The sequence below is a fragment of the Mesorhizobium sp. M0663 genome (genome assembly GCF_040320585.1).
In the GTDB taxonomy this organism is placed as follows: Bacteria; Pseudomonadota; Alphaproteobacteria; order Rhizobiales; family Rhizobiaceae; genus Mesorhizobium.
In genome coordinates this window covers 41592-59768 of sequence record NZ_JAMYPX010000001.1, presented here as the reverse complement: position 1 = coordinate 59768, position 18177 = coordinate 41592, and the positions used below count along the sequence as shown (strand labels likewise).

The following is an 18177-nucleotide window of genomic DNA, read 5'->3' as shown; positions in this document are numbered from 1 at the left end:
CCAATATCGCAAGCTGAGGTAAGATAAGCTAAAGATTCTTCACGTCAAGATACATAACGGTGAGAGACATGGATCGCGCAGCAAAAGCGATCGGGCAATGGAAAAAGGAACGGCCGGATCTCGATGTCTCGCCGATGGCCGTGCTCGGACGGTTGAACGAGGCCGCCTCGCTGATCGCACGAGAGCGGCTGGCGCCGCTGTTTGCAAGTTACGGGCTGCAATCCGGAGAATTCGATGTGCTGGCAACGCTGCGTCGTTCCGGGCCGCCATACGCGCTGACGCCGACGGCTCTCTACGAGGCGACGATGGTGACGTCGGGCGCGATGACCAACCGCCTCGATCGGCTCGAGAAATCCGGCCTGATCAAGCGCGGGCCGCACCCCGACGATCGCCGCGGCATTGTCGTGCAGCTGACTAAAAAGGGTCTGGCGTTGATTGACGAGGCGGTTACCGCTCACGTCGCCAACGAGCACCAGATACTTTCCGGCCTGATACGCCCGGAGCAGATCATGCTGGCTCGCCTGCTCGAAAAATTGATAGCGAGCCTAGGCTAACCCAAACGGCAACCACTGGGATTCTGCGATCATTGCATTGGGAGTCGTAACTGCCAGAGGAGTTTGCCGATGACAGAACATGCAGTCGTGATTGCCGGAGGAGGTCCGACGGGCCTAACCCTGGCAGGCGAGTTGGCGTTGGCAGGCATTGACGTAGCCATTGTCGAACGCCGCCCGAACCAGGAGCTTGCCGGTTCGCGTGCTGGAGGTCTGAGCTCACGCACTCTCGAAGTTTTCGATCAGCGCGGCATCGCGGACCGGTTCCTTGCGGAAGGACAAATAGCCCAAGTCACGGGATTCGCGGCGATGCGTTTAGACATCAGCGATTTTCCGACCCGCCACAACTACGGGCTGGCGCTGAGACAGAAACACATTGAGCGCATTCTCGCTGGATGGGTCAGCGAGCTGGCAGTGCCGATCTATCGCGCCCGTGAATTAACGTGTTTCGTGCAGGACGACGCCGGCGTCAGCATCGAACTGTCCGATGGTGCGTCGCTGCGGGCAAGCTATCTCGTCGGGTGTGATGGAGGCCGCAGTCCGGTCCGCAAAGCTGCTGGCATTGAGTTTCGAGGATGGGATGCGACGACCAGCAGCATCCTCGCCGAGGCCGAGATGGCGGAGGAGCCGCCACTGGGCATTCATCGCACCGCACTTGGCATCCATGCCTTCGGCAGGGAAGAGTACGAAATTCGTGACGGCAAGGTCGTCTTTGCCGATAAAGGTCCCATAGCCGTCATGGTCACTGAAAAGAATGTCGGCGCCACGACCGAGCCCACGCTGCGCGATCTCCGCGAAGCGCTCGTCGCCGCATGCGGAACAGATTACGGAATCCATAGCCCAACCTGGATTTCCAGGTTCACGGACATGTCGCGGCAGGCGGCGGCTTACCGCAAGGGCCGGGTTCTCCTAGCGGGCGATGCCGCCCATGTGCATTCCCCGGTGGGCGGACAAGGCCTCAATATCGGTGTGCAGGATGCGGTGAACCTCGGTTGGAAGTTGGCCCAAGTGGTGAAAGGAACATCGCCTGAACGCTTGCTCGACACTTATCACATCGAGCGGCATCCGGTTGCGGCCCGCGTGTTGCGTACGACAATGGCACAGGTCGCATTGCAACGTACTGATGATCGCACTGAAGCCTTGCGTGAAATGGTATCAGAGCTCCTTGGGATGGAGGAGCCTCGCAAACGGATCGCTGCCGAGATGTCCGGACTTGGTATCCATTACGACCTCGGCCAGGGGCATCCGCTGGTCGGCCGCCGCATTCCTGACCTCGACCTGGCCACGCCTGATGGTCCCATGCGCGTATTTGCGCTCCTCCAAAAAGCGCGGCCAGTGCTCTTGATTCTCGACGCGCCGGGCAGCCTCGACATCAAGCCGTGGTCAGACCGCATTAAGTTGGTTTACGCCAAATGTGACGATCCATGGGAGTTGCCTGCGCTAGGTTTGGTCTCCGCTCCAACCGCAGTTTTAATTCGGCCCGATGGATATGTTGCTTGGGTAGGCGACAGGACGCAGGATGGTCTTCAAGACGCGATGAACACCTGGTTCGGACCACCGGGCTAAAAACCGCAAAAACCAGTTAGCTCGAATGGTCCCGAAATCAACGGCTACGGACGGCAAAAACTCAGATCCTGGTCGCCGAGCCTCGTTTGGGCCGGCGAACAGCTCTGATCTTGCCGCTGTTTCCGCCGCCACAGAAAAACTGGTCGCCGCCATCGGATTCGAGCCCCGACACGCCTGTTCCCGGCGGCATATCGAGCTTCTCAAGGACCTTTCCCGTTTCAGGATCGATCCGCCTGACATCGCTCTCCTCCCCCTCCCAGGTGCCATGCCACAGCTCGCCGTCGACCCAGCTGACCCCGGTGACGACGCGGTTGGAAACGATGGTGCGAAGGATTGCCCCTGTCTCGGGATCGACCTGATGAATCTTTCGGCCCCGATGCTGCCCGACCCAGAGCGTTCCTTCGGCCCAGGCGAGCCCGGAATCACCGCCATTGCCGGGCGCCGGGATCGTCGCCAGCACCTGGCCATTCCTCGGATCGATCTTCTGGATGCGATCCTCGGCGATCTGATAGAGGTGCTGGCCGTCGAAGGCCGTTCCGGCGTGCGCCGCGACGTCGATCGAGCGCACCACTTTGCCGCTTGCCGGATCGAAGGCGTTCAATCTGTCGCCTGAGGCAAACCAGACATGCTCACCGTCGAAGGTAACGCCGTCCACGTGGTCGACACCCGGAAAGGGTCCATATTCTCGAAGGATTTCGGCTGCGGATCGTTCCATGATTCCATCCTAGTAGCCCGGCAGTGGGCCGGGGAGTAACAAGATTGTCGGGAAACCCGTCAGCGGCGGGGTCATCCAGCGACGCGCCCGTCCGCGGCCGAACGACTGCACCTTGCCGGCCAGGGCGAGTTGCTCGAGCGCTCGCTGCACGGTACGCGAACTGGCTCCAAGCGCAATCGCCAGGGCCGAACTCGACCAAGACTCGCCGTCGGCGAGGAAGGCGAGCACGGCGGCATGCTCTTCTTCGACGGGTGGCGCCAGCACGACGACCTCACCTGCGCGGCGCGGGGCCAGCGCAAAGCCCCGCTTCGTCGCGCTCACATCCGCCAAGCTCCGAAGCTCCGCGCGAAGCCGCCCGACTTCGACGCGCAATCGTGCGCGATGTGATTCGTCCGCGTCCTTTCCGCGGAAAGCGCGCGCAATGAGCGTCGCTCTTGCCACGTCCCCCGGCCAGGCTTCGGCCAGCGCGCGGGCCAGCGCGAACAGCACCGGGCGGGTCGCCAGCGAGACGACCGTGTCTGCGACCCGCACGACATTGCGGCATGCATCCACCACGAGCGCCCCCGACGCCAGGAGCGCTTCGACTTCGTCGAGCAGGAGGGGCCGTTCCCCGCCACGCGCGACAAGGCGTGCGGCCGGCGTGTCCAGCACCAGCGATGCGCTCTCCACCTCCGCGATCAGCGCGGGGATGCCGGACGCGCGCGCCGCCCGCGCCGCCAGGCCAAGCGCGGCGCGCGCAGGGCCGGTCCGCAAGCGGCGGATGGCGATGCCGGCGACAGCCAGCTCGTGGGCGGCCCGCGATGCCGGCGGCAGCGGCGACGGATCGAAGCCGTCCAGCCTGCGCTCGGCTTCGTCGAGATGGCCGATCAGCAGCAGGCGCCGAACGTCGAGGTTGCGCGCATGCGCGGCGTTGACGCGGTCGCCATGCTTTTCAAGCGTCGCCCGTGCGGCGTCGAGTGCCTTGGCCGGCCAGGTAAGGTCGCGCGAGACGAGCGCGATCTCGGCCTCGGCGACGATACACCGCGCGCGGGCCACGGCCTCCCTCGGGCTGAATGCGTGCGCCGCCCGCTTGAGGAGAACCTTCGCCCTATTCAGGTCGCCAAGCTGCGCCATCGCGATACCGCGCAACGCCAGTGCCGGCGCATCGTCGCGCAGCGCAACCCGCTTCAAGGCGCCGAGCGGATCGCCCGCCGCAAGCGCATGCGCCGCGGCCGTGATCAGCGAGTCCATCGGAATCCCGTCACACTTGTCACTCCCATGGCTTCGACATCCGGCGCTAAGTCCATCTCACCAACCAGTCGTATCGACAACGGCGACTGTAGCCAACCTGAGTTGCGGCGCGCCAACCTTGAGTCGCGGCTAGACCGTGCACTGGGCTCGAACGCAACGATAAAGCAGTAGGAGAGACGCAATGAAGATCGAAGGTACAACCATCCTGGTGACTGGCGCCAATCGGGGCATCGGTCGGGCACTGGTCGAGGAAGCCCTGAGCAGAGGCGTAAAGCGCGTCTATGCCGCAACCCGCCAACCGATGGCTCATCCGGACCGGCGTGTGACGTCCCTGACCATGGATGTGACCAACGCTGCGCAGATCCGGGAGGCCGTCGAGAAGATCGATGCTCTCGATATCCTCATCAACAACGCCGGCGTATCGCCCATCGATGACCTAAGCGACCGTCGTGTGCTCGAACAACAGCTGGCCGTAAACCTCTTCGGCTCGTACGACGTTACCCAGGCTCTGCTGCCGTTGCTGGCCCGGTCGCGGGGAGCCATCGTCAACATTCTGTCGCTGGCCTCGATTGCCGCCGTGCCGTTCAGTCCGGCTTACTCCATCTCGAAGGCGGCCTCGTTCTCGCTGTCGCAGTCGTTGCGCACCCTTTTGGCCGGACGGGGTGTCAGCGTCCACAGGGTCCTTCCCGGCCCGGTGGACACGGACATGACACGGGGCCTGGACATTGCGAAGGCCTCTGCGGAGTCTGTCGCGCGGGCAATCCTGAACGGCGTGGAGAACGGCGAAGAGGAAATCTTCCCCGATCCCATGTCGGAATCCCTGGCGGAGGGCTGGCGCAGCAGTGCAGTCAAGGCGCTTGAACGCCAGTTTGCAGCCTATGCGGAAGCAAGCCCGTCAAGTGAAGCAAGCCCGTCAGGCAGTGGGCATGAAAGAAGCAGCGAAACGATTGCCCGCGAGCCCCATCCTTGCTGCTCGGCCTGAAACTGTAGACGCCTGTGCGGGGGTGGCGGCATTGCCGCCATTCGGCGCCGCCCCGACCTTGACGGCGCTGCCTGGCGAAGAGATGCCTCGCTATGTCTGGAGCAGGTTGACGGATCAGTTGCGGTCGTCGGGGAAGCTTGGAATAGGCATGAACTCGACGCCGTCCTCGGCGAGGCTCTTGGCCTCGTCCAGCGTCGCCTCGCCATAGATACCGCGCGGATCGCTTTCACCGAAATGGATCTTGCGCGCTTCCTCGGCGAATTTGTCGCCGACATAGTCGGCATTCTCGCGCACCTTGTCGGCCAGCGCCTTGAGCTGCGCCAGCGCCTGCTTCTGCGCCTCGCCCATGGCCAGCAAGATGCTTTCGCGCTTGCGCCCGGTCGAGACGGCAGGCGCCATCAGCGCCTTGTCGACCTTGCGCGAGCCGCAGGCCGGGCAATCGACGAAACCGCGCCTCTTCTGCGTGTCGAAATCGTCGTTGCTGCGGAACCAGGCCTCGAATTCGTGCTCGTGTTCGCAGATCAGGGAAAAGCGGATCAAGAGGCGGCACCCCTGAGCGGCATTGCCTCCGCCGAACCGGCGTTTACGGCAAAATCGCGTGCGTTTTTGAGATTCGGTATCTTTTTGCGCGCAGCGACGGACTGCGCCGGGTCGATCTCGGCGACGATCACCGCCGGCTCGTCATGCGCGGCTTCGGCGACGATGCGGCCCCAGGGATCGACGATCAGCGAATGGCCATAGGTTTCGCGGCCGTCTTCATGCACGCCGCCTTGCGCGGCGGCGACGACATAGGCGCCGTTCTCGATGGCGCGCGCCCTGAGCAGCACGTGCCAATGCGCTTCGCCGGTCTGGCGGGTGAAGGCGGCGGGCACCGAAAGCAGATCGGCGCCGGCCAGCGCCTCGGCACGGAACAGCTGCGGAAAGCGCAGATCGTAGCAGACGGCAAAGCCGAGCTTCGCGCCATTGACTTCGGCGACGACGGCCTCGGTGCCAGGCTCATAGGCGGCGGATTCGCGCCAGCTCTCGCCATTGTCGAGATCGACGTCGAACATGTGGATCTTGTCGTAGGTGGCAATCCTGGCGCCGTCCGGCCCGAACAGAAGGGCGCGGTTGGCAAGCTTGCCGTCGGCGCGCAGAATGGCGGTCGAGCCGATATGCAGGAAAATGCCGAGCTCCTTGGCCAGCCGCCGCGACGTCGAGACGACGATGTCCTTGTCCTCGGAGGTGAAGGAAGCGGCCCATGCCTGGCTGTCGCGGATCAGCGCGCCGGTCATTTCCGGCGTCTGGATATAGGTCGCGCCAAGGCCTGCCGCCTCGCGCACCAGCCGTTCCAGATCGACCGCATTGCGCTCCGGGCTGGTTCCCGAACGCATCTGGATCGCCGCCGCCTTGAAACCACCCATCGTCATGTCCTTATCTGGCCGAGCCGTTGGCGAGCAATTTGTCCAGCCGTCCTTCCGCCTCCAATTCGTGGAGATCGTCAGAGCCGCCGACATGCGTGTCGCCGATGAATATCTGCGGAAAGGTGGAACGGCCGTGAGCGCGGGAGATCATCTCCTGGCGCAGCTCCGGCGAGAACGAGGCGTCGTGCTCGGTGTAGGTCACACCCTTCCTGTCGAGCAGCCGCTTGGCCGCGGTGCAATAGCCGCACATCATCCGCGTGTAGATCGTCACATCGACCATCGGTCAGCAATCCTGCCTCGTTCCTAGGCTATATAGGCGCCGATTCGTCGGCCCGAAAGTCCCCCGGCAGCACACGCGCAAAGGTCAGTACGTCGACCGCGCCGGCACCGCCCTTCTTCAACGCCTTGGCGACCGCGCGGACGGTGGCGCCGGTGGTGTAGACATCGTCGATCAGCAGCACCCGGCGGCCGGCGATTTCGATCTCCGCCTCATCAGGCACTTTGAATGCGGCGCGAACATTTTCCTCGCGTTCCCGCCGCTCAAGCCCGACCTGCTGGCGCGTGAGTTTGACGCGCCTGATGGCTGATGGCGCGAAAGGCCGCTCCCCGAGCTGCGCCACCGCCCGCGCCAGTTCCGCCGACTGGTTGAACTGCCGTCGGAAGAAACGCCGCCAGTGCAGCGGCACCGGCACGACCACGTCGGCCTCGGCGATGAGCTCGGCACCGGCGCGAAGCATCCAGCGCGCCATCCACGGCGCCAGATCGGTGCGGTCCTGGTATTTCAGCCCTTGCACCATCTGGCGGGCAACGCCGGAATAGGCGACCGCCGCCCGCGCGCGCTCGAACGGCGGCGGGTCGGCTATCGCCTCCGCCGACAGGAAACCCTCACCCATATTGTGGGTGAACGGCGTGCCCATCACCGGGCACCACGGCCGTTCCAGCAGCCTGAGTTTCGGCCAGCAGGCGCCGCACAACACGCCGGGCTGCGAGACATGGCGGCGGCAGCCGGCACAGACCGGCGGGAACAAGAGGCGCGCTGGCCAGCCCAATGCCTTGCGGGCAATGCTCTTGATCGCACTACGCTTGATCTCTGGCATGGGATCGGCCACGTGGTTGGTCCTCCGCATCACTATATCAGAGAGCGAAGCACAAGGACCTGCCCATTGCAGCCTGTAATTGACACCTCGCTCTGGCTGGCGCGCAAGCGCCGGGCACTGACCCGTCCCATCGCCGGCGCGGATTTCCTCATGCGGCGGGCGGCCGAGGATCTTGCCGACCGGCTCGGCGCCGTCGAACGCAGGTTCGGCAAGGCGGCCTCATTGTTTTGCCAGACGCCGGCAGCAGCAGAGGTGCTCGCCGAAAGCGGCAAGGTGACGGAAAACGTGCGCGTCGAGGCCGACGCCGCTTTCCTGGGTGGCCAGCCAGGACTGTTGGCGCCGTTGGAAACCGTGCCATTCGAGCCGGAAAGCCTCGACCTCGCAGTCTCGCTGCTGTCGCTGCAGGCGATGAACGACATTCCCGGCATGCTGGTGCAGGTCCGCCGGGCGCTGAAGCCGGACGGGCTTTTCCTCGGCGCCTTCGCCGGCACAGGCACGCTCTCCGAACTGCGCGAAAGCCTGCTTGCCGCCGAGACCGAGCTCTATGGCGGCGCCAGCCCGCGTGTGATCCCGTTCACCGACGTCCGCGACGCCGGCGCGCTGCTGCAGCGCGCCGGCCTGGCACTGCCGGTTGCCGACGTCGAGACGATCACGGTGCGCTACGATTCGCTATTTGGCCTGGTCGCCGACCTGCGCGCCATGGGCGAGACCAGCGCGCTTGTCGACCGCAGCAGGCGGCCGGGCACGCGAGCGCTGTTCGCGCGCGCCGCCGAAATCTATGCGGAGCGGTTTTCGGATGCCGATGGCCGCGTCAGGGCGAGTTTCTCGGTGGTCTGGATGTCAGGCTGGGCGCCCGATGCCTCTCAGCAAAAGCCGCTGAAGCCGGGCTCCGCAAAAATATCGCTGAAGACAATCCTGGAAAACCCCGGCGGCCCCTGAGCGTATCCTTGCGCAAAAGCTAAGCGTATCCCACGCAAAAGCTAAGCGGGTCACTGTGCAAAAGCGTTGGCAAGCTTGCTGCTGTTGTCGCTGAACAACCACTGGATGGCGCCGGCAGCCTGGCCAATACCAGCGACAATGGCAAGCGACAGCACGGCGACGATCAAACCATATTCGATAGCCGTCGCACCCCTCTCGTCGTCTAAAAATCGTTGCAGCAAGATTTTCATGGGCGCCCATCCCTCTTGCCCGAACCTAGCGCCGACCCGTTAAGAAAGGTTAATGCGACAGGCTTAACGCGCGGTGAACCTGCTGCATTCTAGGAAACAGCCGAATCCTAGAGATCTGTTGAGGAGTCAGCAGTCGCCGCTGCTTCTGCCATCGGCCCGTATAACGCAGACCGAACTGGGCAGCGGCTGCAGCACGCTCTTGCGTAGCGTATAGCTATCGCGCTGGCCGATCGAGCCGGTGCTCATCGTATCAAGCCCGTCGCGGGCAAACTGCGAGCGGGTCCGGCTGTCGAGGTAGGGCGTCGCGATCAAGGCCAGAGCCACCGCGGCCGAGCCGAACAAGAGGGCGATGCGCAATATTCCCATGCCGGCATTGGCGGCGCCAGGAAGGCGGTCGGGCCAAGGCGAGTCCCAGTCCTTTTCAAGGCTCATGCAAATCGCTCCCCAGCGGTGGAATCGGCGTAACCGCCTAGCGTCAATTTTTCACGGTCAGATAAATCTTTCATTAACGCTGCTGCCAGCGCGTTGCGGCGCTGCCCGATTTACGGCAGGTCGGCCGTTACAGCAGATCGATGAGGAACTGGATCAGCGGGGCATCGGCCGGCGGCATTGGAAAATCGCGCATCTGGCGCGGCCGCACCCATTTCAGCACCTGGCCTTCCTTCGGCTGGGCAATGCCGCGGAATCGACGGCAGACGAACAGCGGCATCAGCAGGTGAAAATCATCGTAGGAATGGCTGGCGAAGGTGAGTGGCGCCAGGCAAGGGATGTCGGTTTCGATGCCGATCTCCTCGTACAATTCGCGGATCAGGCATTGTTCCGGCGTCTCACCGGGCTCGACCTTGCCGCCCGGAAACTCCCACAGGCCGGCGAGTTGCTTGCCTTCGGGCCGCTGCGCCAAAAGCACGCGCCCGTCGGCATCGACCAGCGCGCAGGCCGCGACCAGGAGCAGGCGTTTGCCGATCGTATCCAAGCCGCTCATGCGCCGGGTGGCCGGCGATAGCGATAGCGATAGACTTCGTCGAATCCGAGCGAACGGTAGAGCGCCAGCGCCGGCGCGTTGTCAGCCTCGACCTGCAGCCAGGCTTCCCGCGCCCCGCGCAGCCGCGCCCATTTCAGCGCCGACCGGATGAGATGGCGGCCATGGCCCTGGTTGCGCACCGACCTGTCGGTGGCAATCTCGAACAGGCCGGCAAGGTCGCCGTCATGCACGCAGATCAACGTTGCCAGCGGTTCGCTGCCGGCCTCCAGCGCAAACAGCCCGGCCTCCGGCTGGATGGCGCCGATGATCTCCGACAGGCCCGGCCGCAGCGACACATCCGAGCCGCTCACCTTGAGCGCCGCGCCGATGAAACGGCTGATGTCCTTCAACGGAATCTGGTCCATGGCGTCGTCGAGCGTGGCGTCCGCCAGCGGCAGCCGCATGACCAGCGACTCCGCGAATATGCTCCAGCCCTCGCCGTCGAGGTACTTCGAAAGATCCGGCCCCGACAGCGGCGAGATGCGAAAGGTCAGCGGCCTGCCATAGGCGTCGAACCGACGGCTGGCGCGACCGATGCGCTCGGCAATGTGCTGGATGTCGCCCGGATCGAGCGGATTGACCGAATTCAGCCGCTTGGCCGGATGGCCGGCCGTCAGCCGCACCACCCAGGTGCCGTCATAATGGACGGCGGCCGCCGGCCAGGCGCGAAATCCGGCCGCCTCATAGCGGCGCACGATCGCCAACACGCTTGCCGGATGTCTGGAAGCCAACGCCATCAGCTCCGATAATCGCCGTTTATGGCGACATATTCCTTGGTGAGATCGCAGGTCCACACCGTCGCCTTGCCGCGGCCGATGCCGATATCGGCGCGGATGCGGATCTCGTCGCGCTTCATATACGCCGAAGTCGCCTCCTCGGAATAGGCGGCGTCGCGCTCGCCCTGATAGGCCAGGCGGTTGTCGCCGAACCAGATCGACAGAAGGTCGCGGTCGGCCGGTTCGCCGGCCTTGCCGACGGCCATGACGACGCGGCCCCAATTGGCGTCCTCGCCGGCGACTGCCGTCTTGACCAGCGGCGAATTGGCGATCGACAGCGCGATGCGCTTGGCCGAGCGGGCCGATTTGGCCCCGGTGACGGTGACCTCGACCTGCTTGCGGGCGCCCTCGCCGTCGCGCACCACCTGCAGTGCCAGCGATTTCAGCACCTTGCCGAGGGCACGGCGGAAGGCGCCGAGGCGCGCATCCTTGGGGTCGGAAATTGCCGGCGCGCCGCGCCTGGCGGCAGCACCCGTGGCGAACATCAGCAGCGTGTCGCTGGTCGAGGTGTCACTATCGACGGTAACCGCGTTGAAGGTCTTGGCCGTACCGCGCGACAGGAGGTCCTGCAGCACGGGTGCTGCGATCGGCGCATCGGTGGCGATGAAGGAAAGCATCGTCGCCATGTCGGGCGCGATCATCCCGGCGCCCTTGGCGATACCGTTGATGGTGACGTCGGCATCGCCGAGCTTGACCGTCGCGGTCGCCAGTTTGGGATAGGTGTCGGTGGTCATGATCGCCTTGGCGGCTTCGGTCCACAATTCCGGCTTGCCGTCCTTGACCAGACCGGCCAGCAGATGGCTGAACTTGCCGGCGTCGAGCGGTTCGCCGATCACGCCGGTCGAGGCCAGGAACACCTCGCCCGCTGTGCAGTCGGCCGCCTTCGCCGCCACCTCGCCCGTGAGTGCGGTCGAGGCGCGGCCCTTCTGGCCGGTAAAGGCATTGGCGTTGCCGGAATTGACGACCAGCACGCGGGCCTTGCCCGCCGTGAGGTTCTGCCGGCAGAAGTCGACCGGCGCCGACGGGCATTTCGACCTGGTGAACACGCCGGCGACCGTGGTGCCGGCGTCGAACACCATGGCCAGCAGGTCGGTACGGTTCTTGTATTTTATGCCGGCCTCGGCGGTGGCGATGCGCACGCCCTCGATGGCCGGCATCTTGGCATATTTCTTCGGCGCGAGTGGCGAAACCTGTGTGGACATGGAAGACCCCGGGCGGGAAAAATCGCGAAAGGAACGCCGGTTTGCCCGATAGCACGCGCCGGCGCAAGGCGTATTCACAGCCGTTACGGGTGCCGGACGCCTGACACCTGCCGCGGCAGCAAGCAGGCTGTTGCAAATTTGTTGGTGTCGCTGCGACCGATAGCGCTATGATCCTGCCCCATGGGCAGGCTTGTGGTCTTGGCACTGGCGTTTCTGGGCTTTCTGCTGCTGCGCGCCGATGCGCAGACGGCGCGGCGCGTGGCGCTTGTGGTCGGCAACGGCAGCTACGCCGAAGCCGGCACGCTGGCCAATCCCGTCAACGATGCGCTCGACATCGCCGACAAGCTGCGCGCCATCGGTTTCGAGGTGATCGAAGGCAACGATCTCGGCAAGCGCGAGCTCGAACGCAAGATCGGCGAATTCTCCGATGCGCTGCAAGGTGCCGGTGCCGGGCTGTTCTACTATGCCGGCCACGGCCTGCAGGTCGACGGGCGCAACTTCATCGTGCCGGTCGACGCCAGGCTGGACATGCCGGTCAAGCTGCAGCTCGAGGCGGTGCCGATCGACGAGGTTCTCGACATCATGGAGCAGCAGACCAAGGTCAGCCTGGTCTTCCTCGATGCCTGCCGCAACAACCCGTTTGCCCGAAGTCTCAGCCGCAGCGCCACGACGCGCTCGGCGACGGCTCTCGCCGGCCTTGCCCAGTTCGAGTCGACGCGCGGCTCGTTCATCGCCTTCTCGACGGCACCCGGCGCCGTGGCAATGGACGGGACGGGACGCAACTCGCCCTTTGCGGCGGCACTTTTGCGGCATATGGCCGAGCCCGGACAAAGCATCAACGACATGATGATCGCAGTGCGCCGCGACGTCGTTTCCGCAACGCGCGAGGCGCAGCGTCCCTGGGAGCAGGGGTCGCTGCTCGAGCGTTTCGAATTCGTTCCGGGCGCAGACATTGCCCAGCAACCGAAACCGGCTGTCAGCCCGGCTCCCGCGTCGCAGGTGGCTGCGCTCGAACGCTCCGTCGGCGACGAGGGTGCCATCGAAAAATTCTTGCGCGAAAACTATCTGGCGCCTGATGTCAGGAGAATGCGCGAAACCGTCAAGCGGCTTTACGGTTCGTCGGCCACCATCTACGGCACGCGCTACGACAGCGAGGCGATCGTCAAGGTCAAGACCGACTGGTTCGCGCAATGGGCATCGTGGTCGTTCGGTCTCGAGCCCGGCAGCCTTGAGGTGACGCCGCACGGCAAGGACCGTGCCGACGTGGTTTTCGCCATGCGCTACGACTATGTGCCGAAGGACAAATCGGCGCAGCGCCTGACCGGCAAGGCGCGGGTGACGCTGGAACTCGTGCTGGCCGACGGCGAGTGGCGCGTTGCGTCGGAAACGTCGCAAGCGCTGGAATGAACATCAGCGGACCGCTGGGTTGATGAACCCGCGAAACGCCCGCTGCACGCCCGGAATCAGCCCCCAGATCATGATCGAGACCATCAGCGGCGCGATGACCAGCGTACGCTGCCAGATTTGCCATTCCTGCGTCAGCGGAAAAACCACGTACAAAATGGCTGTGATCAGCGGATAGACGCCGAGCAGCACCAGCAGGGCGAAGCGCAGGCGCGAAAAGCGGGTCACGGCGATCGAGTTCATCAAACTCTCCTTATCGTTACGGAACGTTCCGTTACATATAAAACGGATCGTTCCGTTTCGTCAAGAGTTGTATATGATGGCTGGCGAAATCGCGGGTAAGGAAGAAGAGATGGGCGAAATCACCGATCCCGGGCGCAAGTCGGCTGGCGCACGGCGCAGCCCGGAAAGCGCCGATGCCATTCTCGATGCCGCCGAGGCGGTACTTGTCGAAGCTGGCTATTCCGGCTTCTCGATCGAGGCGGTGGCGCGCCGCGCACGCGCCGGAAAACCGACGATCTATCGCTGGTGGCCAAGCAAGGCCGCCTTGCTGCTCGACGTTTATCAACGGCAAAAGCGCGTCGATAATCCCGACACCGGGAAGTTGGAGGAGGATCTCGTCGGCTTCCTGAAGAGCTTGTTCGCGCACTGGCGCGACACGTCGTCGGGCAGCGTGTTCAGATCGCTGATTGCCGAGGCGCAGTCGGACGAAAAAGCCGCCGCCGCCCTCGCCGAATACGCAAGAGGGCGTCGCATCCACACCGGCCAGATGGTCGAACGCGCCAAGGCAAGGAGAGAGATAGCTGCCGACGTCGATGCCACTGTCGTCGCCGACCTGATCGCCTCGTTCGCCTGGACGCATCTTCTGACGAACCGCCTGGACGAGGACGAAGCGACGCTGCGCAGGGCGGTCGGCTATGTCTTGAAAGGCATAGTCGCTGACGATGCCGGCGACGCCACGCCGGTCCGGCGGCGGCGTCGACGCATCATCGCTCGCGCCCCCAAATAGAAGCGACAGGGCGGCAGCGCGCCCTGTCATAGCCCAATCTGGCCTATTTGGCGCTTTCCAGCGCGTCGACCGTCTTCTTCAGGTTCGCATCGGGGATGTCGACCTTGGCGTTGGCGCGCAGCGACTTGACCAGCGCGAAATACTTGTCGCGGATGACCGCCTGGCGCGCCTGGTCCTTGACCTGGTCGAACGCCGGCGGCTGCTTGGTGCGCTTGTCCTCGACCTTGATGACATGCCAGCCGAACTGTGACTGCACCGGCTGGTCGGTATATTTGCCGACCGCCAGCGCAAACACCGCCTTGTCGAATTCCGGCACCATCTGGCCAGGTCCGAACCAGCCGAGATCGCCGCCGCTGGTCTTGCCGCTCGGATCGCTGGTGTGCTCGTTGGCAAGCTTCTGGAAGTCGGCGCCGCCGTCGAGCTGCTTGATGATGGCGTCTGCCTCTTCCTTCGTCTTCACGAGGATGTGACGGGCGTGCACCTCATTGGTGGGCGGCGTGTTGGCGATTTCCTGGTCGTAGCGGGCGCGGACCTCGGCATCGGTAACCTTGTCGACGACGCCCTTCTCGACCATTTCGCCATGCAGCGCGCGCTGCTGCAGGAAGGCCATGCGGCGCTGGAAGTCGGGATCCTTGTCGAGGCCGGTGGTCACCGCCTGAGCCGCCATCACGCGGATTTCGATCGCCGCCGACAGCGCCGCGGCGCGGCGCTGCTCGGGCGGAAGCTGCGCGAACTGCTGTGACAGCTCGCCCTCGGCAAGCCCAAGGTCTGCCTCGGTCAGCGTCTGGCCGTTGATGGTGGCGACCACGGCGTTCGGATCGACCGGCTTGGCCGCCGGAGCGGGTGCTGCCGGCTGGGCAGGGGCGGCCTCCTGTGCCATCAGCGGCGACAGCGAGAGGGCCGATAGCCCGAATGCCAGACCAAGGCTGGCGAGCGACGCGCGGCGGAACAATACTGACATTACGATTATCTCCAAAGCGGGGTAGCTAGAGCGGAATGGCTTCCAGACCAGCAAGATTGTGGCGGAATTTGGCGCGGTCGACAGGGCGAGCGCGGCGTTGACATCGAATGAGCCCCCTCTTATCTGTCCAACGACTTTGCGTCCAGAACCGTTTTCCGGGCGCTTTTTGCGTTTGTCCGCGTTCACGTGGAGTTGATGGGGCCAGCCGGCGCCTGTCGCAGTGACTTGGAATGCTATCGAAAGGGCCATTGGATGGTCAGTCTCGGCGGTCTCGCCCGTAAGGTTTTCGGCTCCTCCAACGATCGTCGGGTCAAATCGACCCGGCCGCGCGTCGAGGCGATCAATGCCATGGAAAACGAGATGCGGGCGCTTTCCGACGCCGAGCTTCAGGCCCGCACCGACAAATTCCGCCAGGACATCGCCAACGGCGCCAGCCTCGACGACCTCCTGGTGCCGGCCTTCGCCACCGTGCGTGAGGCCGCCCGCCGCGTGCTCGGCATGCGGCCGTTCGACGTGCAGCTGATCGGCGGCATGGTGCTGCACAATGGCGGCATCGCCGAGATGCGCACCGGCGAAGGCAAGACGCTGGTGGCGACGCTGCCGGTCTACCTCAACGCGCTCGCCGGCAATGGCGTCCATGTCGTCACCGTCAATGACTATCTGGCCACGCGCGACTCCGAATGGATGGGCCGCGTCTACAAATTCCTCGGCCTTAAGGTCGGCGTCATCGTCCACGGCCTGTCCGACGAGGAGCGCCGCGTCGCCTACGCCGCCGATGTCACCTACGCCACCAACAACGAGCTCGGCTTCGACTATCTGCGCGACAACATGAAATACGAGCGCGCCCAGATGGTGCAGCGCGGTCACAGCTACGCCATCGTCGACGAGGTCGATTCCATCCTGGTCGACGAAGCGCGCACGCCGCTGATCATTTCCGGTCCGCTCGAGGACCGTTCGGAAATGTACAACACCATCGACACCTTCATCATCCAGCTGCAGCCGCAGGACTACGAGATCGACGAGAAGCAGAAGACCTCGATCTTCACCGAGGAAGGCACCGAGAAGCTGGAGAACATGCTGCGCGATGCCGGCCTGCTCAAGGGCGAGTCGCTCTACGACGTCGAGAACGTCGCCATCGTCCACCACGTCAACAACGCGCTGAAGGCGCACCGGCTGTTCCAGCGGGACAAGGACTATATCGTGCGCAACGGCGAGATCGTCATCATCGACGAGTTCACCGGCCGCATGATGCCCGGCCGCCGCTATTCGGAGGGCCTGCACCAGGCGCTCGAAGCCAAGGAGCATGTGGCGATCCAGCCGGAGAACCAGACGCTCGCCTCAGTCACCTTCCAGAACTATTTCCGCCTCTACAAGAAGCTCGCCGGCATGACCGGCACGGCGCTGACCGAGGCCGAGGAATTCGCCAACATCTACAATCTCGACGTCACCGAGATCCCGACCAACCTGCCGGTCATCCGCATTGACGAAGACGACGAGGTCTACCGGACGGTCGAGGAGAAATACAAGGCGATCGTCAAGGAGATCAAGGAAGCCCGCGCCAAGGACCAGCCGACGCTGGTCGGCACGACTTCCATCGAGAAGTCCGAGCAGCTGGCCGAGCGCCTGCGCAAGGAAGGTTTCAAGGATTTCGAGGTGCTGAACGCCCGCCACCACGAGCGCGAGGCGGCGATCGTCGCCCAGGCCGGCAAGCCCGGCGCCATCACCATCGCCACCAACATGGCCGGCCGCGGCACCGACATCCAGCTCGGCGGCAATGCCGACATGCGCATTGCCGAGGAGCTTGGCGACATGCCGGCCGGCCCCGAGCGCGAGGCCAGGGAAAAGGAAATCCGCGACGACATCGCCCGGCTGAAGGAAAAGGCGCTCGCCGCCGGCGGCCTCTACGTGCTGGCCACCGAACGCCATGAATCGCGCCGCATCGACAACCAGTTGCGCGGCCGCTCGGGCCGCCAGGGCGATCCCGGCCGGTCGAAATTCTTCCTGTCGCTGCAGGACGACCTGATGCGCATCTTCGGTTCCGAGCGCATGGACGGCATGCTGCAGAAGCTCGGCCTCAAGGAAGACGAGGCGATCATCCATCCGTGGATCAACAAGGCGCTGGAAAAGGCGCAGAAGAAGGTCGAGGCGCGCAACTTCGACATCCGCAAGAACCTGTTGAAATATGACGACGTCTCCAACGACCAGCGCAAGGTGGTGTTCGAGCAGCGCATCGAGCTGATGGACGGCGAGGGCCTGTCCGAGACCATCACAGAGATGCGCGAAGGCGTCATCGAGGAGATCGTCGCCAAGAACATTCCCGAAAACGCCTATGCCGAGCAGTGGAACGTCGCCGGCCTCAAGGCCGAGATCGCCGAATTCCTCAATCTCGATCTGCCGGTCGAGGACTGGGTCAAGGAAGAAGGCATCGCCGAGGACGACATCCGCGAGCGCGTCAGCCAGGCCGCCGACGCCGCCGCCAAGGAGCGCGCCGAGCGTTTCGGCCCCGACGTGATGACCTATGTCGAACGTTCCGTGGTGCTGCAGACGCTCGACCATCTGTGGCGCGAGCACATCGTCAATCTCGACCATCTGCGCTCGGTCGTCGGCTTCCGCGGCTATGCCCAGCGCGATCCGCTGCAGGAGTACAAGGGCGAGGCGTTCGAGCTGTTCCAGGCGATGCTGGGCAATCTGCGCCAGGCCGTCACCGCGCAATTGATGCGCGTCGAGCTGGTCCGCCAGGCGGCCGATGCGCCGCCGCCCGAAGCCCCCGACATGTTCGGCAGCCATATCGACGGCTTCACCGGCGAGGACGATTTCGAAGGCGGCGAGACGGCCGTCCTGGTCCGCCAGGAGACCAACGCCATCGTCGCCCCCGAAGACCGTGACCCGAAGAACCCGGCGACCTGGGGCAAGGTCGGCCGCAACGAGGCTTGCCCCTGTGGTTCGGGCAAGAAATACAAGCATTGCCATGGGGCGTTTGCGTAAGCGCCACCTTCCTTCTCCCCGTTCACGGGGAGAAGGTGCCCGAAGGGCGGGTGAGGGGCAGCGCTAGCGTTCGCGATTAGCCAATCTCCCCACCTGAGGGGGAGAT

Annotated in this window: 20 protein-coding genes; 7 read left to right on the top strand and 13 right to left on the bottom strand. The window is 64.4% G+C overall.

The annotated features are described in order from the left end of the window. The first annotated feature begins 68 nt into the window (after nucleotides 1–68). Together NKI54_RS00340 and NKI54_RS00335 are read left to right on the top strand one after the other, a co-directional pair. Nucleotides 69–554, top strand: a complete 486-nt coding sequence (locus tag NKI54_RS00340; protein ID WP_352633862.1) for a MarR family winged helix-turn-helix transcriptional regulator — start codon at nucleotides 69–71, stop codon at nucleotides 552–554. Nucleotides 555–623: 69 nt separating this feature from the next. Continuing rightward, nucleotides 624–2117 (top strand): FAD-dependent monooxygenase, encoded by a 1494-nt coding sequence (locus tag NKI54_RS00335; protein ID WP_352633864.1) that lies wholly within the window; start codon nucleotides 624–626, stop codon nucleotides 2115–2117. Between the two features lie 61 nt (nucleotides 2118–2178). Here the strand turns inward: NKI54_RS00335 and NKI54_RS00330 are convergent, their stop codons facing one another. Together NKI54_RS00330 and NKI54_RS00325 are read right to left on the bottom strand one after the other, a co-directional pair. Then, nucleotides 2179–2832 (bottom strand): Vgb family protein, encoded by a 654-nt coding sequence (locus NKI54_RS00330; RefSeq protein ID WP_352633866.1) that lies wholly within the window; start codon nucleotides 2830–2832, stop codon nucleotides 2179–2181. Nucleotides 2833–2841: 9 nt separating this feature from the next. Continuing rightward, nucleotides 2842–4062 carry a winged helix-turn-helix domain-containing protein gene (locus tag NKI54_RS00325; protein WP_352633868.1) on the bottom strand — a complete coding sequence of 407 codons (1221 nt, stop codon included), beginning with the start codon at nucleotides 4060–4062 and terminating at the stop codon, nucleotides 2842–2844. Between the two features lie 181 nt (nucleotides 4063–4243). Here NKI54_RS00325 and NKI54_RS00320 point away from each other — a divergent pair, with 181 nt between their 5' ends. Then, nucleotides 4244–5044 carry an SDR family NAD(P)-dependent oxidoreductase gene (locus tag NKI54_RS00320; protein ID WP_352633870.1) on the top strand — a complete coding sequence of 267 codons (801 nt, stop codon included), beginning with the start codon at nucleotides 4244–4246 and terminating at the stop codon, nucleotides 5042–5044. A 114-nt stretch (nucleotides 5045–5158) separates the two neighbouring features. Here the strand turns inward: NKI54_RS00320 and NKI54_RS00315 are convergent, their stop codons facing one another. The 4 genes from NKI54_RS00315 to NKI54_RS00300 are packed head-to-tail and all read right to left on the bottom strand — an operon-like array spanning nucleotide 5159 to nucleotide 7556. After that, nucleotides 5159–5584, bottom strand: coding sequence for a DUF1178 family protein (locus NKI54_RS00315; RefSeq protein WP_352633872.1), 426 nt, complete (start codon nucleotides 5582–5584; stop codon nucleotides 5159–5161). Beyond that, nucleotides 5581–6447 (bottom strand): carbon-nitrogen hydrolase family protein, encoded by an 867-nt coding sequence (locus tag NKI54_RS00310; RefSeq protein ID WP_352570521.1) that lies wholly within the window; start codon nucleotides 6445–6447, stop codon nucleotides 5581–5583. Before NKI54_RS00310 ends, NKI54_RS00315 begins: the two co-directional genes overlap by 4 nt. 10 nt (nucleotides 6448–6457) lie before the next feature. Then, nucleotides 6458–6727 (bottom strand): glutaredoxin 3, encoded by a 270-nt coding sequence (gene grxC, locus NKI54_RS00305; protein ID WP_352491813.1) that lies wholly within the window; start codon nucleotides 6725–6727, stop codon nucleotides 6458–6460. 28 nt (nucleotides 6728–6755) lie between these two features. Continuing rightward, nucleotides 6756–7556, bottom strand: a complete 801-nt coding sequence (locus NKI54_RS00300) for a ComF family protein (RefSeq protein WP_352570523.1) — start codon at nucleotides 7554–7556, stop codon at nucleotides 6756–6758. Between the two features lie 54 nt (nucleotides 7557–7610). On the opposite strand from NKI54_RS00300, the gene NKI54_RS00295 reads away from it, so the two are divergent. Next, nucleotides 7611–8483: a methyltransferase domain-containing protein gene (locus NKI54_RS00295; protein ID WP_352453067.1), complete on the top strand. Its 873-nt coding sequence runs from the start codon at nucleotides 7611–7613 to the stop codon at nucleotides 8481–8483. A gap of 50 nt (nucleotides 8484–8533) precedes the next feature. Here NKI54_RS00295 and NKI54_RS00290 read toward each other — a convergent pair whose 3' ends face one another. From NKI54_RS00290 to argJ, 5 genes are all read right to left on the bottom strand, one after another. Beyond that, on the bottom strand, nucleotides 8534–8713 hold the full coding sequence (locus NKI54_RS00290; RefSeq protein ID WP_352456654.1) for a Flp family type IVb pilin: 180 nt from the start codon (nucleotides 8711–8713) through the stop codon (nucleotides 8534–8536). A gap of 126 nt (nucleotides 8714–8839) precedes the next feature. Next, on the bottom strand, nucleotides 8840–9145 hold the full coding sequence (locus tag NKI54_RS00285) for a hypothetical protein (protein ID WP_023677980.1): 306 nt from the start codon (nucleotides 9143–9145) through the stop codon (nucleotides 8840–8842). Nucleotides 9146–9272: 127 nt separating this feature from the next. Then, nucleotides 9273–9695, bottom strand: coding sequence for a (deoxy)nucleoside triphosphate pyrophosphohydrolase (locus NKI54_RS00280; protein ID WP_023677979.1), 423 nt, complete (start codon nucleotides 9693–9695; stop codon nucleotides 9273–9275). Then, complete coding sequence (locus tag NKI54_RS00275; protein WP_352570524.1) at nucleotides 9692–10471, bottom strand: GNAT family N-acetyltransferase; 780 nt, start codon at nucleotides 10469–10471, stop codon at nucleotides 9692–9694. Before NKI54_RS00275 ends, NKI54_RS00280 begins: the two co-directional genes overlap by 4 nt. Next, nucleotides 10471–11712: a bifunctional glutamate N-acetyltransferase/amino-acid acetyltransferase ArgJ gene (gene argJ, locus NKI54_RS00270; protein ID WP_352570526.1), complete on the bottom strand. Its 1242-nt coding sequence runs from the start codon at nucleotides 11710–11712 to the stop codon at nucleotides 10471–10473. The genes NKI54_RS00275 and argJ overlap by 1 nt, the downstream gene beginning before the upstream one ends. Nucleotides 11713–11892: 180 nt before the next feature. On the opposite strand from argJ, the gene NKI54_RS00265 reads away from it, so the two are divergent. After that, nucleotides 11893–13119, top strand: coding sequence for a caspase family protein (locus NKI54_RS00265; RefSeq protein ID WP_352570527.1), 1227 nt, complete (start codon nucleotides 11893–11895; stop codon nucleotides 13117–13119). Nucleotides 13120–13122: 3 nt separating this feature from the next. On the opposite strand, the gene NKI54_RS00260 is transcribed toward NKI54_RS00265, so the two are convergent. After that, nucleotides 13123–13359 (bottom strand): putative antibiotic biosynthesis monooxygenase, encoded by a 237-nt coding sequence (locus tag NKI54_RS00260; protein ID WP_352633876.1) that lies wholly within the window; start codon nucleotides 13357–13359, stop codon nucleotides 13123–13125. A gap of 109 nt (nucleotides 13360–13468) precedes the next feature. On the opposite strand from NKI54_RS00260, the gene NKI54_RS00255 reads away from it, so the two are divergent. Beyond that, nucleotides 13469–14125, top strand: a complete 657-nt coding sequence (locus NKI54_RS00255; protein WP_352634312.1) for a TetR/AcrR family transcriptional regulator — start codon at nucleotides 13469–13471, stop codon at nucleotides 14123–14125. A gap of 43 nt (nucleotides 14126–14168) precedes the next feature. On the opposite strand, the gene NKI54_RS00250 is transcribed toward NKI54_RS00255, so the two are convergent. Further along, nucleotides 14169–15086 carry a peptidylprolyl isomerase gene (locus NKI54_RS00250; protein ID WP_352456658.1) on the bottom strand — a complete coding sequence of 306 codons (918 nt, stop codon included), beginning with the start codon at nucleotides 15084–15086 and terminating at the stop codon, nucleotides 14169–14171. Nucleotides 15087–15338: 252 nt separating this feature from the next. Here NKI54_RS00250 and secA point away from each other — a divergent pair, with 252 nt between their 5' ends. Continuing rightward, on the top strand, nucleotides 15339–18071 hold the full coding sequence (gene secA, locus NKI54_RS00245; protein ID WP_352633878.1) for a preprotein translocase subunit SecA: 2733 nt from the start codon (nucleotides 15339–15341) through the stop codon (nucleotides 18069–18071). Nucleotides 18072–18177: the final 106 nt, after the last annotated feature.

Bases quoted from the DNA above. Each gene is read 5' to 3' on its own strand.
- NKI54_RS00265 (WP_352570527.1), top strand. From the start codon at position 11,893: ATGGGCAGGCTTGTGGTCTTGGCACTGGCGTTTCTGGGCTTTCTGCTG.
- NKI54_RS00285 (WP_023677980.1), bottom strand. From the start codon at position 9,145: ATGAGCCTTGAAAAGGACTGGGACTCGCCTTGGCCCGACCGCCTTCCT.
- secA (WP_352633878.1), top strand. From the start codon at position 15,339: ATGGTCAGTCTCGGCGGTCTCGCCCGTAAGGTTTTCGGCTCCTCCAAC.
- NKI54_RS00255 (WP_352634312.1), top strand. From the start codon at position 13,469: ATGGGCGAAATCACCGATCCCGGGCGCAAGTCGGCTGGCGCACGGCGC.
- argJ (WP_352570526.1), bottom strand. From the start codon at position 11,712: ATGTCCACACAGGTTTCGCCACTCGCGCCGAAGAAATATGCCAAGATG.
- NKI54_RS00330 (WP_352633866.1), bottom strand. From the start codon at position 2,832: ATGGAACGATCCGCAGCCGAAATCCTTCGAGAATATGGACCCTTTCCG.
- NKI54_RS00275 (WP_352570524.1), bottom strand. From the start codon at position 10,471: ATGGCGTTGGCTTCCAGACATCCGGCAAGCGTGTTGGCGATCGTGCGC.
- grxC (WP_352491813.1), bottom strand. From the start codon at position 6,727: ATGGTCGATGTGACGATCTACACGCGGATGATGTGCGGCTATTGCACC.
- NKI54_RS00340 (WP_352633862.1), top strand. From the start codon at position 69: ATGGATCGCGCAGCAAAAGCGATCGGGCAATGGAAAAAGGAACGGCCG.
- NKI54_RS00335 (WP_352633864.1), top strand. From the start codon at position 624: ATGACAGAACATGCAGTCGTGATTGCCGGAGGAGGTCCGACGGGCCTA.
- NKI54_RS00280 (WP_023677979.1), bottom strand. From the start codon at position 9,695: ATGAGCGGCTTGGATACGATCGGCAAACGCCTGCTCCTGGTCGCGGCC.
- NKI54_RS00250 (WP_352456658.1), bottom strand. From the start codon at position 15,086: ATGTCAGTATTGTTCCGCCGCGCGTCGCTCGCCAGCCTTGGTCTGGCA.
- NKI54_RS00320 (WP_352633870.1), top strand. From the start codon at position 4,244: ATGAAGATCGAAGGTACAACCATCCTGGTGACTGGCGCCAATCGGGGC.
- NKI54_RS00310 (WP_352570521.1), bottom strand. From the start codon at position 6,447: ATGGGTGGTTTCAAGGCGGCGGCGATCCAGATGCGTTCGGGAACCAGC.
- NKI54_RS00290 (WP_352456654.1), bottom strand. From the start codon at position 8,713: ATGAAAATCTTGCTGCAACGATTTTTAGACGACGAGAGGGGTGCGACG.
- NKI54_RS00325 (WP_352633868.1), bottom strand. From the start codon at position 4,062: ATGGACTCGCTGATCACGGCCGCGGCGCATGCGCTTGCGGCGGGCGAT.
- NKI54_RS00260 (WP_352633876.1), bottom strand. From the start codon at position 13,359: ATGAACTCGATCGCCGTGACCCGCTTTTCGCGCCTGCGCTTCGCCCTG.